Genomic DNA, 16048 nt, shown 5'->3' with positions numbered 1-16048 from the left:
CGTCGCCGACGAAGCCCCGCGTTCAGCATAACCCGGCAGGAATCCACTTAAATCCAGCGGGGCGCTGTCCAAACAACCGGGGCCAGCTCTCGGTACGCGACTATCTTCCGGAGTTTCGGCTGCATGACGCGATTGCCACCGAGCGCGTCACCATTCGCGACCTGCTGATCCCATCAATCGGGGCTGCCGCGGCACGACTGGCTTCACTTGCCCGGCGACCTTGCGCCAGCTGAAATGCTGCCACTCATGCGACACCTCGAATTGAGCCGCGACATTCGCACCAGCTGGCAATACAACAACCTCTGCTACAACGCCGCCGGTCTCCTGATCGAGCGGCTCAGCGGGAAGAGCTTTGAAGCCTTTGTGCGCGAGCGCCCGACGGATCGGCTCGGCATGACGGTTGGCTTCTCGCTGGACGAGCTCGAAGCCGTGGCCGACGCGGCACTTCCGTACATGATTCACGTCGACACGCGGCTGCCGGGACTACGGTTGCCCATCCGGGTCACTGCCGCAGGCGCGATCAATACGTCGGTGATTGATCTCGCGAACTGGATGCGCCTGCATCTTGGGATGGGCGAGTTTAATGGTGAGCGCCTGCTACCGGCGGCACTGGTGGAGCAATTGCATACGCCGTTGGCACACGTTGGAAAGTCGGAATTCTCCGAGTTCGGCCACGGTCACTATGCATTGGGATTTCAGTCCAACACCTATCATGGCGATCGCCTAATGTGGCACGGCGGCGGATGGAATGGCTGGGGCTCACTGATGACGTTAGTGCCGAATGCCGGCATAGGGGTGGCCGTGCTTACCAATCGCAGTCCGAGCGCAGTGCCGCAGATCCTGACGTGGTACATTGTCGACCGGTTGCGCGGACGCCAGCCCGTAGACTGGTTCGCGCGCTTCCACAAGCTTCGTGACGACTTCATCGCACATATCCCGGCCGACAAGGAGGCGCGAGAGAAGACGCGCCACAAGGATACAAAGCCGGCGCATGCGTTGTCCGCCTATGCCGCCGACTATGCGCATCCGGCCTACGGCGTGATGTCGATCCGCATGCAGGATGGCGTGCTACATTGGTCGTGGCGCGGCATGCACGCGCCGCTCGCGCATCGGCATTTCGAGACGTTCGTGACTCCGGAGGTCGTCGAACGACTTCTACCTGACAATCTTCCGATTACGTTCCATACCGATCGCGACGGCAATATCGTCCATCTGTCCACGCCGTTGGAGCCGATGGTCAGGGATATCGTGTTCGAGCGGCGCGCTGCCGGGGATTGTACGGACCCTACCTTTTGTGAGCGCTGCGCCGGGCATTTCAAGAGCGGCGGCGTGAATCACCACGTGACTCTTGACGCTGACGGCCGGCTGATCCTGAAGTCCGACTTCCAGCCGGCCTATCGTCTCGAGCCGCAGCAAGGATGCAGGTTCCGCATTGTCGAGCTGGACGGCTTTGCCGTCGAGTTTCGCGGCGAAGATGGCGAAATTGATCAGATCGTCTTTCACCAGCCGAACGGCGTCTTCGTCGCCGACCGCATGGCGGATTTAGGAGCGAAGCCGACGATGGAGCCGCAGTCGAACAAGGCACGCTCCCCCTTCAGCGCCATCCGCGCGATCGACTACACCGTCATCTTCGTGCGCGACATGGCGGCGATGCGCCGCTTCTATGAGGATGTCCTCGCCTTCCCGCTGCTGCGCGAGCTGTCGCCGAACTGGATCGAATACGGCTTGGGCAGCAACACGCTGGCCTTGGCGAGGCCGAGCCGGACTGCCTCCGATGCGCCGATCCCGGCAGGCAGCGCCTCGCTGCAACTGGCCTTCAAGGTCTCCGCCGCCGAGGTCGACCAATGTGCCGATGAACTCCTGCGGCAAGGCGTAGCGCTGCTGTCGCCGCCGACGGACCAGCCCTTCGGTCACCGTACGCTGTTCTTCCGCGATCCCGACGGCAATCTGCTGGAGATGTATGCGGAGATCTGAAAGGATTGGGGTAGTACAAGCGTCGCGCTGAACGCGACTACAGAGATCGCCTGCAATCTTCGGGCGCGGTGCTTTTCGTCAAGCCATGCAACATAGGCATGGCGATTTGCCGGCGCTTGGCGTAAAGAGCGCCCAGATCAAATCGCCAGCGTGCGGCCAAGCCGTTCGCCGCGCATGCAGCTCAGGTTCGCCGGATCACCGTTCCGCGCCTGAATCAACCAAGGTTCTCCATCTCGTGTCCCTTCCGGCCCTGACCCCGCCGCTCGCCCGCGCTTTGGCCGAGCGGAACTATGATTCACTGACCCCCGTCCAGCTCGCCGTGCTTGCCCACGAAGCCAGCGGCCGTGACCTTCTGGTGTCGGCCCAGACCGGCTCCGGCAAGACGGTCGCCTACGGATTGGCCATCGCGAAGAATCTTCTTGATGACGCCGAGCAGTTCGGACCTGCGGCCGCGCCGCTCGCCCTGATCGTGGCGCCGACCCGCGAGCTCGCGCTTCAGGTTCAGCGCGAGCTGGCCTGGCTCTACGAGCATGCCGGCGGGCGCGTCGTCTCCTGTGTCGGCGGCATGGATCCGCGGCGCGAGCAGCGCGAACTGGCGGCCGGCGCGCACATCGTCGTCGGCACGCCCGGGCGGCTCTGCGATCATTTGCGGCGCGGCCGTCTCGACATCTCCGAACTCGCCGCCGTCGTGCTCGACGAGGCCGACGAGATGCTCAATCTCGGCTTTCGCGAGGACATGGAATTCATTCTCGAGACCACGCCGGAGACGCGCCGCACGCTGCTGTTCTCGGCGACGTTTCCGCGCGGCATCGTCGCGCTGGCGAGGCAATACCAGCGCGACGCCTTCCGGATCGAGGTCGCCGGCGACGAAGGCGGCCACGCCGATATCGAGTATCGCGCGATCCGCATCGCGCCCGCCGACGTCGAGCACGCCGTCGTCAACGTACTGCGCTTCTACGAGGCGCCGAGCGCGCTGGTGTTCTGCAGCACGCGCGATGCGGTCAGGCATTTGCAGGCGGCGCTGCTCGAGCGCGGCTTTTCCGTCGTCGCGCTGTCGGGCGAGCTGACGCAGAACGAGCGGACCCTGGCATTGCAGTCCTTGCGGGACGGACGCGCCCGCGTCTGCGTCGCAACCGACGTTGCCGCCCGCGGCATCGACCTGCCGAGCCTCGACCTCGTCATTCATGCCGATCTGCCCAACGACGCCGAAGTGATGCAGCACCGCTCCGGCCGCACGGGGCGCGCGGGCCGCAAGGGGACCAGTGTCCTCCTGGTGCCGTCCGCACGTCGGCGCCGCGCGGAACTGCTGCTCAACGTCTCCGGCATCGATGCGGCCTGGGGCACCGCGCCGCAGGCGGAAGAAATCCGCAAGCTCGATCATGAGCGCATGAAGGACGTTCTGTTCACCGAGGAGACGACGGCCGACGATCTGGTGCTGGCGCAGGCGCTGTTGGCCGAGCGCTCGGCGGAGGACATCGCCGCCGCGCTGGCGCGGCTTTACCGCGCGCGGCTGCCGTCGCCGGAGGACATCATCGATCCCGGCGAACGAAGCGGCCGGACGCGCGACGATCGTGGTCGCGACAGATCTCAAGGCGCGGATGGCGAGGATCGCCCAGCGCGGCTCCGATCGAAGCCTGGTAAAGCATCGTCGAAACACGGCATGGCGGAAGGCAGCGTCTGGTTCCGCGCCGCCATCGGGCGGCGCAAGAATGCGGAGGCGCGCTGGCTGCTGCCGATGATCTGCCGCCGCGGCGGCATCGACAAGCACGACATCGGCGCCATCAAGATCATGGACACCACCACCGAGTTCGAGATTTCCGAGCGGGTCGCGGAGTCTTTCGCCGCCAAGATCAAGCGTCCGGACAAGGAAGACAGCATCCGCATCGAGCCGATGGCGGAGGCGTCGCGCCGGCCGGAAGATTCGGAGGAGCGGTCTCACGCGCCCCGGCGCGAGGCCGGCGATCATCGTGAACGTCGCGACGATCGCCCGCGCGAGGCAAGTGGATTCAAGCCACGCAGCAAAGCTCACGGCGAGCGCGCGCCGAAATTCGCCGATGCTCCTTCTTTCGGAAAGAACAAGCACAAGAGCAGGCCGGGTCCCGCAGAGCCGTCGGTCACGCCGTGGCCCGCAAAGGGCGCGCCTGGAAAGAAGGCCAAGAAGAAACGGCGAGGCTGACCGGCCACCGATCAACCCAGACAGCAATGATGCCGCCGGATTGCACCGGCGACATCATCTGAAAGGGCAGGTGTGGGCTCAGCGGCCTCCGCCGCCACCACCACCTCCGCCTCCGCCACCACCGCCGGCATCACGCATCGACGAGCTGTAGCGGGGATCGGTCTGCTTCATGTAGATTGGCGAGGTGTCGCGATGGATTACTGTGGTGGGTTTTCTGCCCACGTTCGGCGTCTCGATCAGGAAGCCGCAGCCTTCGAAGAACGCGGTGTCGCAGCCATAGGTCCGGTACTGCGCACCGGTGGCGCTGGTCGCGGTGAACGCGACCGTCCCAACGCATGCAATCAAAGCAACTTTCGACAATGTGAGCTTCATGGATTCTCCAGCCTCGGTTCGGCGAGGCCGTAAGGGCTCGCACACATCTTCGACGGAGGCTGATCTGACTCGGTTCGAGGAGGCGGTTTCACGCCCGCGTGAGCCCGGGGCGGGATGTTACGTCGCAGCGAGGTCGCGCAACATATAGGTCGCGCCTTGTCCGTAGGAGGCCAGCTTCGCCTGCAGCGACGCATCCGCCGCCACGGGACGAAAGCCGAGACGTTCCCACAGCGGCCGCGTGGCGTAGACCGAGACCAGCGCGAGCGTCGCGATGCCGGAGGCGCGCGCCAGCTCCGCGATCCCGGTCATATAGGCGCGCGCAACGCCGCCGCGCCGATCCGGCAGCACGGCGATATCGTGCACGTAGAGACAGTCTGCATCCTCGGGGAGTCGTTCCAGGAAACGATCGAGCGGCGGGATCTGATGCTGCTTCCAGGGATGTGCAAGCCCGTAGCCGGCGATCTCGTCGCCGGCGACAAGCACGCGGCATCCGCCGGGATAGAGCCGCATCTTCTCCGCGAACACCTCGGGGCGTTCCGGAAGATCAGGATGGATCCGCGCCGCGATGGCGCCGATCGCGGGCAGATCGGAGGTGTGCGCGGGACGCCAGTGCGGCTTGCTCATGTTGATCCGTCGTTACGTCTCGGTTGGTCCAGTTTATTCCGCCGCGTTGGCGCGCGCAGCGAAAAATATCTTTCTGCGATCCGAGGAATACGAGGCCGCGTGCGGCGTCCTACCCATGCAGGCCAATTGCATGACAGGAGATATCATGACGTCCTCGATCCGCCTCGCGCTCGCGCTGGCAATATCGCTCGCGATCGTTCCCGCCGCCTTTGCCGCCCCGCCGACCAAGACGGGCAAGACCGACAAGGGCAGTGTGCTTACCGATGCCAAGGGCATGACGCTCTACACTTTCGACAAGGATGCGGACGGCAAGTCGGCCTGCAACGGTCCATGTGCGACGAACTGGCCGGTGCTGAAGGCCGAGGCGGGCGACGCCGCCGGCGACGGCTACACCATCATCACGCGCGACGACGGCTCCAGGCAGTGGGCCTACAAGGGCAAGCCGCTCTACACCTTCGCCAAGGACCAGAAGCCCGGGCGACATCACCGGCGACGGCTTCTTGAACGGTGCCTGGCATCTGGCGACGCCGTAACGGCGCTCTGCGCAAACACGGTGCGTCGGCCGTTGCACGCGACAGCCGACGCGTTGCCGCGCCGTTATCTCGGATATTCGAGCTGCATCGCGACGAAGTCGGCCGTGCGCGGCCCGTAGCGCGCATGGATGGCGTGGAGCGTCTGGTGCAGTGCCCGCGCCGGCGGCAGGTCGACGGCGGCCGGCGGCGTCTGCTGTGCCGGCCAGTCGGCCGCGATCCTGTCCGGCAGGATGCGGAGGCCGTTGCGGCTCGTCCGCGCCTCCGCCGTGGCGGCAAAGGTGAGGGCGTGCGAGCGATAGGTGCGCGACCACGCATCGGCGATCAGCGCAAGCGACACCTCGTCGATATCAGGCGTCAGCGCGATGCCGAGTTGCTCGCGGTTCCAGAGTGCGAGCGTGTTGGCGATCGCCGTCAGTGCAAAAGGACGTGTGAACCGGAAGGCCTCGCTGCGGTGGCGCGCATCCCATTCCGCAAGTCCGATGTCGCGGGCGACGGCTAGCGCCTTGGCGCGGCCGGCAATGGCCTCGACCAGGGTCAGGGCCATCGGCATGGATGCGGTGATGCCGGTCGTCGTCGCGACGCCGCGGTCGACCACCAGCCTGCGGTCCGCGACATAGCGGATCGCGGGATGCTTTTGCAGATCGCGCACGGAATACCAATGCGTGGTGGCCTGGCGGCCGTCAAGCAGCCCGGTATTGGCAACGACCATGGCGCCGACGCAGACGCCGATGACGATCGCGCCCTTGCCGGCCTGGCTTTTGATCCACTGCAGGGCCACGGCTTCGTCTTCGCGGCTCATCGCCGGCACGATGACGTAATCCGCACCGTCGGGATGCGTAGCATCGAACTCGGCGATCGTCGCGTGCGGCTGCACTTTCAACGCGGGATAGAGCGCGACGGGTCCGGGCTGCGTCCCCAATGTGAGGACGTCGGCGACGTCGGCGCGCGCGAGGATGCCGTACGGCATCAGATAGTCGGTGGTCTCGCTCATCTCGTTGATACCGACGATGGCGATCAGGGGACGTTTGCGCTTCGGCGGCTGCAATGCCGCAAGCGTCGCCTCGGTCTCGTCCTTGGATATCGCAGGCGCGGTCCCCTGAGCCGGCGAGCCAGGCAGCAGGAACAGCCAGGTTCCACCGATCGCCGCCAGCAGTGCCACGCAGCCGACGCCACACAACGCCAGAATGCGCCATATCATGATGGTCTCACCCGATCCTCGTTGCTTCACGCGAGGCGGAAGCTAACCGCTGGCGACGACATCAGGAATGACGCAAATCCGGCAAAAGCGGCCATCCGCGCGTTGGCTTGTCGCGCGGCGGACGGCGGAGGCTATCTCAGCCCCTCATACACCATCAGCCCGCGTGCGATCTGCAATTTGCGGATGGCGCGCGGCAGGAGTTTCTCCGGCTGGTGCAGATAGCGCCAGGAGGTGAGGGTGAAGGCGGAGAGCGTGCCGCATTCGTCGTCGAACGGCGCGAGCACGCCTGTCACGCTCACCGGCGTGTGCGGGCGGGCGTTGAAGGGGAGCAGCAGCAGTTCGAGATGCGCCTTGCTGCCGTCCTCGCGCACCGCGGTGACGCCGGCGATCGCGCCGAGCGTCTCGTCGGCGACGATTGTCGTGATCTCCTCGATCTCGCTGCGGCTCGCGTCAGTGAACAGCGCCGCAAAGCTCTGGTCCTTGAGGTCTGTTCCTGCGAGCGCGCAGACGCGCGTGCCGGCGACGCGAAACGGGAAGCCGAGGTTCGGCTCGCAGGACAGCACGAAGATGTCGCCGAGCAGGCCGCGGACCGCAGCCGGATCGATGTCGGCCCGGTCAGGGGCTCGCGCAGTGCCGCGCTTCTTGTTCCAATACGCGAAGAACGCGCGGCTCGACGGATGTTTCATGTCTGAACGCTAACCCCCGGGCGCGACCTCACGGGACAAACCTGTCCCGCTTCAGTGCACCCGCGATCCCATCTCTTGTTGTGCAGGAGGGGATTTGCAGCGTCCATGCCGCAGCGGCGTTTTCGGCCCTCTTGTGCCTGCCTTTGCGTTGTTAACGTTAAATTAACTATGCGCTTTGTGCCGGCCGCGTGCCTGCTATGGTGACCGCGGTCGCAAGCCTTGCCGCTTTCTCCAGGTTCTCGGCAAGGCCTGTACACAGGGCGTCAAACAGTTTGGTCACGGGCCGCGGGGAGGGGTGGGGATACTCCTTATCTCTCCGGCCACCGGAAGACCGACACGGACAGGCAGGGCTTTCCCAGGGCCCTGCCTTTTCCGTTTGTGCACTTGCGCAGGGACGGTAAAGGCGACTATCTCCAAGCCTACCGCTCCGATCGCGCCTGAAAGCGAAGCTGCCTTGGATTCCCCGCAAGATTCGTCACCGGACGTGCCTGCCGTCGTCGAGGAAGCTCCGCGCGAGCCGATCCTGACGCTGCCCGCGGCGCTGACCGCCTATATCCTGCTTTTGGCGGTGATTCATCTGCGGGTGTTGCTGCCGCCGGAGCTCGAGAACTGGACCATCGACGTATTCGGCTTCATCCCGAAGCGCTACGATTCCTCGCTGCTCAATCTGCAGATCCCGGGCGGGGCGGGCGCGAAGGTCTGGACTTTCGTCACCTATTCGCTGCTGCACGCCAATCTGACCCATCTGGGCTTCAACGTGCTGTGGCTGCTGCCGTTCGGCAGCGCGCTGGCGCGGCGCTTCGGCGCGGTCAGGTTCTTCGTCTTCCTGGCGGTGACGGCGGCGGCCGGCGCGCTGGCCCATCTCATCACCCACGAGCATGCGGTGGCCCCGATGATCGGCGCCTCGGCCTCGGTGTCGGGCGCGATGGCAGCCGCAATCCGCTTCGCCTTCGTCCGCGGCAGCTTTCTGTCGTTCAGCGCGCTCGGACGCCGATACCGCCGCAAAAGTTCCAGCGCTGCCGCTGTCGCGCGCGCTGCGCGACGGACGGGTGATCGGCTTCCTCAGCGTTTGGTTCGGCGTCAACATCATCTTCGGCGTTGGGGCGATCGGGATCGATTCCGAGACCACGAGCGTCGCCTGGCAGGCGCATATCGGCGGCTTCTTTGCCGGTCTGCTGCTGTTCGCCCTGTTCGATCCCGTGCCGCGCGTTCGAGGCGATGCTGCGGATGCGTCATCACAGGACATTTCAAACCGTATTTGAAGCGGCGCTTGCGGCGCGGCCCGAATTCATCCATCATCCGCGAGAACAATGTTTCGAAGCCGCAAGCTGCTAGCGGCGATGCTTCGCAACGCGCCTGAGCGTGAAACCGGCGCCAAAACTGTTAGTTGAAGACTCGAAGAACAAGTTCGGATCGCCTCGAGGGCGGACGGCTCCGATTCAGGGAGGCTGCAATGACGGTACGTTCCATTCTGAACACCAAGGGGCACCAGATCGTGAGCGTCGAGCCCGACGCCAAGCTGGGCGCCACGATCAAGCTGCTTGCTGAGAAGAAGATCGGCGCGGTGCTGGTGATGAACCAGAGCCGGCTCGAGGGCATCCTGTCGGAGCGCGACATTGTGCGCGTGCTGGGCGAGCGCGGCGCCGGCGTGCTGGAGGCGCCGGTCTCGGACGTCATGACCCGCAAGGTCGTGACCTGCAAGGAGACCGACACCGTGGCCGAGCTCATGGAGATGATGACGTCGGGCAAGTTCCGCCATTTGCCCGTGATCGACAACGGCAAGGTGGTCGGCCTGATCTCGATCGGCGACATCGTCAAGCGCCGGGTCCAGGAATACGAGTCGGAGCAGGAGGCCCTGCGCGACTACATCAAGACGGCCTGACCTACCTCACAACTGACCTCATTCCTGTGCTTTTGGCGCGGTGCCCTCGGGCGCCGGCGCCAGCACATGGATGGCCTCCTGGATCGAATCCAGCGCGCGCTCGGCTGCGCGGGTGCCGAAGGCGATGAGGTCATCGGCGCGGTGGAAGTCGAACCAGCCGATCTGGCCGACGCGTGGCGTGATCAGCATGTCAGGCGGATCGCCGGCGAGGCGGGCGCGGGTGATGCGGTCCTGCATGATGTTGAAGGCATCGACCATCACCGAGGAGATGCCGGGCCGGCCGCCGCCGCCGAAGAACTCGCGCTTCACGGTCTTCTCCGGCGAGAACAACCGCGGAAAGCGCCGCTTGACCGTCGTCTCCCCGGCCTCGGGCGCCACCGTCTCCGGCATCGCGCCGTGCGAATAGATCGTCGTGGAATGGGTGAAGATGTCGCTGGAAAGATTTGCAGCGATGACGATTTCGGCGCCGAGCGCCCGGGCGGCCGAAACCGGTACCGGATTGACCAGCGCGCCGTCGACCAGCCAGCGGTCGCCGATCAGCACCGGCGCGAAGATGCCCGGCAGCGCATAGGAGGCGCGCATCGCGTTGACCACGCGGCCGCGCGTCAGCCAGATCTCGTGGCCGGTGCGGACCTCGGTCGCCACGGCCGCGAACTTGATCGGAAGGTCCTCGATCTGGGTTTGGCCGCAGGCCTCCTCCAGCCGGATTGCGAGCTTCTCGCCGCCGATCAGGCCGGAGCCGTTGAGGCGGATGTCGAGATAGCCGAGGATGTTGCGCATGCCTTGCAGGCTGCGGCCCCATTCTTCCAGCGTGTCGAGCTGGCCGGCCGCATAGAGGCCGCCGACCACGGCGCCGATCGAGGTGCCGACCACGACGTCAGGCACGATGCCGTTGGCGAGCAGGGTCCTGATGATGCCGATATGGGCGAAGCCGCGGGCCGCGCCGCCGCCGAGGGCAAGGCCGATGACCGGCCGGCGGATGCTGCCGAGTCCTACCTTCTCGCCATTGGAGCCCCGACCCTTCAATCTGTCCAGCACCGAAACCCTCCTAACGCCGAGGCCAGCCCGTATCACCAGACTAGGCACCGCTGCTGCGCTCCGCCATATCAGGGGTGAAGCATGGTTTATGCCGCTTTGCGAAGGGTACGGGGCAGGAGTATGGCGAGGGATGGCTGGCTCCGGGGTAATCACGTAAGCGTCAATCGGGTTCCAGCGATCGCGCGCGAGGCCGTATTTCCTGGGGTTTCAGAGGCTTGAATTTGCCGCGTTTTCAGTGAAAAGCAGGGGGTATGACACGCGGGGGTGACGGCATCATCGGATGGCGGCGCAGCGGCAGGCTGCTGCCGGCGCTGATCCTTGCTGCGTGCCTCGTTACCTCAGGCCAAACTGCTGCGCAGGCGCAGCTTTTCTCCGATCGCCCGCCGCCGGTGCCGCCGGCATCGGTGCCCGACCCCGGCGGCGCCGTCAGCCTGGCGCCGCCCTCCGGCCTTGGCGCGGGACCCCCAAGCCTGCCGCCGACGCTGATGCAGCCCGCGACGCCCAGCATGCCGCCGCCCGCGGTCACGACCGTGCCGCCGGCCGCCCCGCTGAACGCGGCCGTGCCGGGGCAGGGCGTGCTGTCACTGACGGCGAAATACGGCAAGGACACTCCGCCCATCACCAGCGGCCTGGTCTGGCGCGTGTTCGCCGACCGTCCCGACGAGAACGGCACCTACAAGCTGATCCGCGAGGACCGCAACGCCACGCCAGACATCGTGCTGCCGCCCGGCAATTACGTCGTACATGTTGCCTTCGGCCTCGTCAGCGCGGTGCGCACCGTCGCCCTGAAGGCGGAGACGGACCGCGAATCCTTCGTGCTGCCGGCGGGCGGCCTGCGCATCGAGGGCCGCGTCGGCACCAGCCGCATTCCGCAGAACCAGATCTCGTTCGCGATCTACAAGGGCAGCCAGTTCGAATCCGGCGAGCGCGCATCGCTGGTGCCGAACGTCGCAGCCGGTGACGTCGTGCTGATTCCGGAGGGCACCTATTACATCGTCTCCAACTACGGCGACGCCAATTCGGTGGTGCGCTCGGACATCCGCGTCCAGGCCGGCAAGCTCACCGACGTCACCATCACCCACCGCGCCGCCGTCATCACCCTCAAGCTGGTCAGCGACAGGGGCGGCGAGGCGCTCGCCAACACCGCCTGGTCGGTGCTGACCCCCGGCGGCGACGTCATCAAGGAATCGATCGGCGCCTTCCCGCGCGTCGTGCTCTCCGAAGGCGAATACCGCGCCATCGCCAAGAACGAGGGCAAGGTCTACGAGCGCGGTTTCAACGTCGTCAACGGTGTCGACGGCGAAGTCGAAGTCGTCGCGCGCTGACGCATGATCCGGAAAAGTGCGTAGCGGTTTTCCCACTGATCGCATCGCGCTTTAGAACCCAGGCGGCGCTGCGCGCAGCCTGACTTGATGCACCGCACGATCGTTCTCATCCAGCGCACGGACGTGCATCTCTTGTTACCGCTAGATCGGTCCCGGGTGCCGGGAGCAACCGCTCTTCGCCGCCGCACCCCCGTGTTTGACCAAATGGCCTCTTGGGGGCGGAGGTAACACCGCTGACCAGGGCTTATTCCCGCACCTCGCGGCTTCGTCACACTCTGGCGCACGATACGAATTTCCGATCATCTATTTTATTCTCTTTCCACCGCGCTGGGTTATATGTCGGGAATCCATCTAATGGGGGTAGCCGGAGCAGGCCTGTGCGTCTGCGAGACCGGCAAGGAGCAGGGACCAAGCCCGTCGGCATGTTCGAAGTGATCCTTACCAGGCGCAAGCGGTTTGGCTGGCGGTGGCAGGTGTGCGACCAGTCCGGCAAGATATTTGCCGATGGCTTCGAGCGCACCCGGCCGTCTGCCAAATATCAAGGCGAGCGCGCGTTGTTCTTTCTGTTGTCGCAGGCCTATCTGCGCAACCGCTCCGCCGCGTCCAGCGAGGACTAGCGGCGCCAACGGGCGACAGGCCCGCCTAGACGTCGACGACCAGCTTGCCCTTCGCTGCGTGATCGCGGATCAGCGCATAGGCGTCGCCGACATTCTCCAGCGTAAAATTCCTGGGATCGAGCAGCGGCACCAACTTGCCCGCCTCCACCAGGCGCGTCGCCTCCATCATGATCTCCCCATGATGCGCGCGCCCTTCGCCCGACAGCAGCGGCAGCAGCGTGAACACGCCGGAATAGGTTGCGGCGCGGAACGACAGCGGCGCAAGCGCGTGCGTCCCCCAGCCGAGCGCACTCACCACATGGCCGAAGCGGCGCACCGCTTCAAAGGAGGCGTCGAGCACCTTGCCGCCGACGGTGTCGTAGACGACGTCGAAGCCGCGGCCGCCGGTATGCTGCGCAACATAGGTTTCGACAGGCGCGTTGCGGTCGATGAACATCGCGCCAAAACCTTCGATCGTGGCGCGCTGCGCCGCCGAGCCGGTTGCGAACACGTTCGCTCCGAAGGCGCACGCGATCTGGATTGCGACATGGCCGACGCCGCCGGCGCCGCCATGGACCAACACCTTCTGGCCGGCCCCTAGCGAGGCGCGGTCGATCAGGCCTTCCCAGGCCGTGATGAAGATCAGGGGCAGGGCTGCCGCTTCCCGCATGGCGAGATTGGCGGGCTTCGACGCCAGCAGGTCGGCATCGACTGCGGCGAATTCGGCCAGCGATCCCTGCACGCCGCCGACGCCACCGGTCATGCCATATACTTCATCGCCCGGCTTGAACCGCCTCACCTCGTGCCCAACCTGCTCGACCACGCCGGCGAGAGAGCTGGCCCCGGTTGTTTGGACAGCGCCCCGCTGGATTTAAGTGGATTCCTGCCGGGTTATGCTGAACGCGGGGCTTTACGGTTTTGTCGTTGCGTCGGGAGGGCGTAGCCCGACCAGAGCGACGACAAAACCGTCGGCGACGGTCATGCGGCCATCACCATAGCTTGCGTGCCGAAGTAAGCCTCGTCGGGCGTGCGCCCGTCAAGGCTCGAGTGAGGGCGTCCCTGATTGTAGAAGGCCAGATACTTGGCAATTGACGCTCGCGCCTCGGACACGCTGTCGTAGGCGCGGAGATATACTTCTTCGTATTTGACCGTGCGCCAGAGCCGCTCGACAAACACGTTGTCGCGCCAGGCGCCCTTGCCGTCCATGCTGATGGCGATCTTCGCGTCCAGCAGCACATCGGTGAACTCGAGGCTGGTGAACTGGCTGCCCTGATCCGTGTTGAAAATCTCGGGCCTGCCGTGCTTCGCCAACGCCTCCTGGACCGCTTCGACGCAGAAGGCCGCCTCCATTGTGATCGAGACGCGATGGGCCAGGACCCGTCGGCTGAACACATCGACGACCGCCGCGAGATAGACGAAGCCACGCCGCATCGGAATGTAGGTGATGTCCATTGCCCACGCATGGTCGGGCCGCTCGATCTTCAATCCGCGCAACAGGTACGGGTAGATCTTGTGACCCGGAGCCGGCTTGCTCGTGTTCGGGCGACGATAGACCGCCTCGATCCCCATGCGCTTCATCAGCGTCGCGATGTGGCGGCGACCGGCGTATACGCCCTCCCGCCGCAGCAACGATCGCAGCATACGCGCTCCCGCGAAGGGATAATCGAGATGCAGCTCATCGAGCCGACGCATCAAGGCAAGGTCCTCGGCCGAAACTGGCCGAGGTTCATAGTAGACCGTGCTGCGAGCCAGCTTCAGGACCTTCGCCTGGCGCACGATAGAAAGATCATGATCGCGGTCGATCATCGCTTTGCGCTCAGCAGGCCCGCCTTGGTGAGCGCGCCGGACAAAAAATCGTTTTCCAACGCCAGCTCGCCGATCTTGGCATGTAACGCCTTCAAATCGACCGGCGTCTCGGCCGATGTCTTGTCATGCCCAAACACGCCGGCGGCGCCTTCCAGGAGCTGGTTTTTCCAGATCGTGATCTGGTTCGGATGAACATCAAACAGTTGCGCCAGCTCCGCCAGTGTCTTGTCGCCTTTGACCGCAGCCAAAGCAACCTTCGCCTTGAATGCCGGAGAATGCGTCCGGCGGCTCTTCTTCGTCATCTTCGCTCCTGATTCGCAGCAAGAATCCTCGCCGCTGTCAGGCAGAAAATCCACTCAAGCTACTGTCCGAATTTGCGGGGCCAGCTCTGAGATCGATCCCGGGGATCGCAGGCAGCGGATGCCGCGCATGCGGCGCCGCGCCGGCGTGGATCTTGGTGTCGAGCGGATTGACCCCGCTCGCGCGCACCCGGACCAGCACCTCGCGCGGGCCGATTTCGGGCGTGGAGATGATCGAGAGCCGCAGCGGCGCGTTGTGCGCCTCCAGCACGGCTGCGCGCATTGTCGATCGTTTGGTCATGATTGTTCTGCTCCGTTGTCGCCCTCCAATATGCCCATGAATTTTTGCATGGAAAGCAACAACGATGTACGATCACCGTGCATTATTGCATGAGGACTGTTTGATGGACTGGAGCGATCTGCGCATCTTCCTTGCGATCGCGCGCGAAGGCACGCTTGGGGCTGCGGCGCGAAAGATCGGCCAGACCCAGCCGACCATGGGCCGGCGGCTTCGCGCGCTCGAACAGGCGTTGGGGCAGACGCTGTTCCAGCGCACCGCCGACGGCTTCGTCCTCACGGACGAGGGCACCGCCGTGCTGCGTCACGCCGAGCGGATCGAGGAGGAAGCGCTCGCCCTTCAGCGTCACGCCTCCGGCGCGGAGACGCAGCTCGATGGCCTTTTGCGCCTGTCGTCGTCGGACTGGTTCGGGACGGTGATGCTGGCGCCGGTGATCGCCGCCTTCGGCAAGCGTCATCCGAGGGTGACCGTCGAGCTCCTGACCGATGCGCGCCTCTACAGCCTGCCGCGCCGCGAAGCCGATCTCGTCTTCCGCATCAAGCCGTTCAGCGAGCCGGAGATTATTTCCAGGAAGCTGCTGCACATTCCCTACGCGCTCTATGGCAAGAAGGGCAGCAAGCCGCCGCGCGCCGGCGACGGGCGTGGCGTCCGCGTCGTGACCATGAACGTCGAATTCGCCGACATGCCCGATGTGGCCTGGCTGAAACGCGCACTGCCCAATGCGGAAGTAGCTTCGCGCAGCAACAACAGGCAGGCGCAGGCCGAGCTCTGCGCGAGCGGCGGCGGATTGGCGGTGCTGCCGCGCCCGCTCGGCGACCGCGACCGCCGCCTCGTCGCGCTTGACATCGGTACGTCGCCGCCCGGCCGCGATACTTTCGTCGGCTATCACCGCGACCTCAAGCGCCTGGCTCGCCTGCGCGCGCTGCTGGATGTGGTGATCGAGCGGTTGGCAGGCACGCACCCGTAGCAGCCCGGATGGAGCCAACTCCAGGGCTACAAGACCTTGCGTTGCCCGTCGGGCAAAACACCCAAACCGTCGGTCAAGACGCCTCGCCGAAAATATTCCGCTTTACCGAAATTCGGAAACGGCGTATGTGTCGCTTCAACCCGGCCCATGGAAGAGGGGCGTATCGCGATCGTCACGAACGCGGGCCGGGCGGCGGTGGACGCAGATGGCGTTGGCGCGAACGGGCTTGCAGGGCGGGAGACCGTGAGCAAGGTCGTCGCGCATACGACCGGTG

13 protein-coding genes and 4 pseudogenes are annotated in these 16048 nt (G+C 65.3%); 9 read left to right on the top strand and 8 right to left on the bottom strand.

Annotated features, from left to right (window positions below):
• Nucleotides 1-180 precede the first annotated feature (180 nt).
• From ABIF91_RS41260 to ABIF91_RS41250, 3 genes and pseudogenes are all read left to right on the top strand, one after another.
• Nucleotides 181-1248 (top strand): annotated as a pseudogene (locus ABIF91_RS41260) (serine hydrolase); the annotation flags it as partial.
• Between the two features lie 312 nt (nucleotides 1249-1560).
• Nucleotides 1561-1974, top strand: coding sequence for a VOC family protein (locus ABIF91_RS41255; RefSeq protein WP_028181136.1), 414 nt, complete (start codon nucleotides 1561-1563; stop codon nucleotides 1972-1974).
• Nucleotides 1975-2224: 250 nt separating this feature from the next.
• Entirely contained in the window at nucleotides 2225-4150 is a 1926-nt protein-coding gene (locus ABIF91_RS41250; RefSeq protein WP_424579858.1) for a DEAD/DEAH box helicase, read from the top strand.
• Between the two features lie 78 nt (nucleotides 4151-4228).
• Here the strand turns inward: ABIF91_RS41250 and ABIF91_RS41245 are convergent, their stop codons facing one another.
• Together ABIF91_RS41245 and ABIF91_RS41240 are read right to left on the bottom strand one after the other, a co-directional pair.
• A complete protein-coding gene (locus ABIF91_RS41245) occupies nucleotides 4229-4522 on the bottom strand; it encodes a hypothetical protein (RefSeq protein ID WP_028181138.1) in 294 nt (97 codons plus the stop codon).
• Nucleotides 4523-4639: 117 nt separating this feature from the next.
• Nucleotides 4640-5146 (bottom strand): GNAT family N-acetyltransferase, encoded by a 507-nt coding sequence (locus tag ABIF91_RS41240; protein WP_028181139.1) that lies wholly within the window; start codon nucleotides 5144-5146, stop codon nucleotides 4640-4642.
• 145 nt (nucleotides 5147-5291) lie between these two features.
• On the opposite strand from ABIF91_RS41240, the pseudogene ABIF91_RS41235 reads away from it, so the two are divergent.
• Nucleotides 5292-5679, top strand: a pseudogene (locus ABIF91_RS41235) (hypothetical protein).
• Between the two features lie 64 nt (nucleotides 5680-5743).
• Here the strand turns inward: ABIF91_RS41235 and ABIF91_RS41230 are convergent.
• The gene (locus ABIF91_RS41230) at nucleotides 5744-6877 is read right to left on the bottom strand and encodes a DJ-1/PfpI family protein (protein ID WP_028181140.1); all 1134 of its coding nucleotides are present in this window, start codon (nucleotides 6875-6877) and stop codon (nucleotides 5744-5746) included.
• A 131-nt stretch (nucleotides 6878-7008) separates the two neighbouring features.
• Complete coding sequence (locus tag ABIF91_RS41225) at nucleotides 7009-7563, bottom strand: PAS domain-containing protein (RefSeq protein ID WP_028181141.1); 555 nt, start codon at nucleotides 7561-7563, stop codon at nucleotides 7009-7011.
• 454 nt (nucleotides 7564-8017) lie between these two features.
• On the opposite strand from ABIF91_RS41225, the pseudogene ABIF91_RS41220 reads away from it, so the two are divergent.
• Nucleotides 8018-8825 (top strand): annotated as a pseudogene (locus ABIF91_RS41220) (rhomboid family intramembrane serine protease).
• Nucleotides 8826-9016: 191 nt separating this feature from the next.
• Nucleotides 9017-9445 carry a CBS domain-containing protein gene (locus tag ABIF91_RS41215; protein WP_028181143.1) on the top strand — a complete coding sequence of 143 codons (429 nt, stop codon included), beginning with the start codon at nucleotides 9017-9019 and terminating at the stop codon, nucleotides 9443-9445.
• Between the two features lie 18 nt (nucleotides 9446-9463).
• Here ABIF91_RS41215 and ABIF91_RS41210 read toward each other — a convergent pair whose 3' ends face one another.
• Nucleotides 9464-10483, bottom strand: coding sequence for a patatin-like phospholipase family protein (locus ABIF91_RS41210; protein ID WP_028181144.1), 1020 nt, complete (start codon nucleotides 10481-10483; stop codon nucleotides 9464-9466).
• Between the two features lie 251 nt (nucleotides 10484-10734).
• On the opposite strand from ABIF91_RS41210, the gene ABIF91_RS41205 reads away from it, so the two are divergent.
• Both ABIF91_RS41205 and ABIF91_RS41200 read left to right on the top strand, forming a co-directional pair.
• Nucleotides 10735-11808, top strand: a complete 1074-nt coding sequence (locus ABIF91_RS41205) for a hypothetical protein (RefSeq protein ID WP_028181145.1) — start codon at nucleotides 10735-10737, stop codon at nucleotides 11806-11808.
• Nucleotides 11809-12230: 422 nt separating this feature from the next.
• A complete protein-coding gene (locus ABIF91_RS41200; protein ID WP_025037121.1) occupies nucleotides 12231-12425 on the top strand; it encodes a hypothetical protein in 195 nt (64 codons plus the stop codon).
• Nucleotides 12426-12450: 25 nt separating this feature from the next.
• Here the strand turns inward: ABIF91_RS41200 and ABIF91_RS41195 are convergent.
• The 3 genes and pseudogenes from ABIF91_RS41195 to ABIF91_RS41185 all read right to left on the bottom strand — a co-directional run.
• Nucleotides 12451-13236, bottom strand: a pseudogene (locus ABIF91_RS41195) (zinc-binding dehydrogenase); the annotation flags it as partial.
• Between the two features lie 146 nt (nucleotides 13237-13382).
• Nucleotides 13383-14512, bottom strand: a protein-coding gene (locus tag ABIF91_RS41190; RefSeq protein WP_129557670.1) for an IS3-like element ISRj2 family transposase whose coding sequence is annotated in 2 segments (ribosomal slippage) — nucleotides 13383-14260 and nucleotides 14260-14512 — 1131 coding nt in all. Because the reading frame shifts where the segments join, the coding sequence is not laid out codon by codon here.
• A gap of 37 nt (nucleotides 14513-14549) precedes the next feature.
• A complete protein-coding gene (locus tag ABIF91_RS41185; RefSeq protein WP_424579769.1) occupies nucleotides 14550-14810 on the bottom strand; it encodes an alcohol dehydrogenase catalytic domain-containing protein in 261 nt (86 codons plus the stop codon).
• 103 nt (nucleotides 14811-14913) lie between these two features.
• On the opposite strand from ABIF91_RS41185, the gene ABIF91_RS41180 reads away from it, so the two are divergent.
• Entirely contained in the window at nucleotides 14914-15774 is an 861-nt protein-coding gene (locus ABIF91_RS41180) for a LysR family transcriptional regulator (RefSeq protein WP_035681351.1), read from the top strand.
• The last annotated feature ends 274 nt before the right edge of the window (nucleotides 15775-16048 follow it).

Origin of the sequence: Bradyrhizobium sp. USDA 241 (assembly GCF_049739505.1) — a bacterium.
Classification (GTDB): domain Bacteria; phylum Pseudomonadota; class Alphaproteobacteria; order Rhizobiales; family Xanthobacteraceae; genus Bradyrhizobium; species Bradyrhizobium liaoningense.
The sequence above is the reverse complement of the archived record's forward strand: the minus strand, read 5'-3'. Positions and strand labels throughout refer to the sequence as shown.

Coding starts and splice junctions, on each gene's coding strand:
- ABIF91_RS41245 (WP_028181138.1), bottom strand. CDS start 4,522: ATGAAGCTCACATTGTCGAAAGTTGCTTTGATTGCATGCGTTGGGACG.
- ABIF91_RS41240 (WP_028181139.1), bottom strand. CDS start 5,146: ATGAGCAAGCCGCACTGGCGTCCCGCGCACACCTCCGATCTGCCCGCG.
- ABIF91_RS41180 (WP_035681351.1), top strand. CDS start 14,914: ATGGACTGGAGCGATCTGCGCATCTTCCTTGCGATCGCGCGCGAAGGC.
- ABIF91_RS41200 (WP_025037121.1), top strand. CDS start 12,231: ATGTTCGAAGTGATCCTTACCAGGCGCAAGCGGTTTGGCTGGCGGTGG.
- ABIF91_RS41230 (WP_028181140.1), bottom strand. CDS start 6,877: ATGATATGGCGCATTCTGGCGTTGTGTGGCGTCGGCTGCGTGGCACTG.
- ABIF91_RS41255 (WP_028181136.1), top strand. CDS start 1,561: ATGGAGCCGCAGTCGAACAAGGCACGCTCCCCCTTCAGCGCCATCCGC.
- ABIF91_RS41185 (WP_424579769.1), bottom strand. CDS start 14,810: ATGACCAAACGATCGACAATGCGCGCAGCCGTGCTGGAGGCGCACAAC.
- ABIF91_RS41225 (WP_028181141.1), bottom strand. CDS start 7,563: ATGAAACATCCGTCGAGCCGCGCGTTCTTCGCGTATTGGAACAAGAAG.
- ABIF91_RS41215 (WP_028181143.1), top strand. CDS start 9,017: ATGACGGTACGTTCCATTCTGAACACCAAGGGGCACCAGATCGTGAGC.
- ABIF91_RS41205 (WP_028181145.1), top strand. CDS start 10,735: ATGACACGCGGGGGTGACGGCATCATCGGATGGCGGCGCAGCGGCAGG.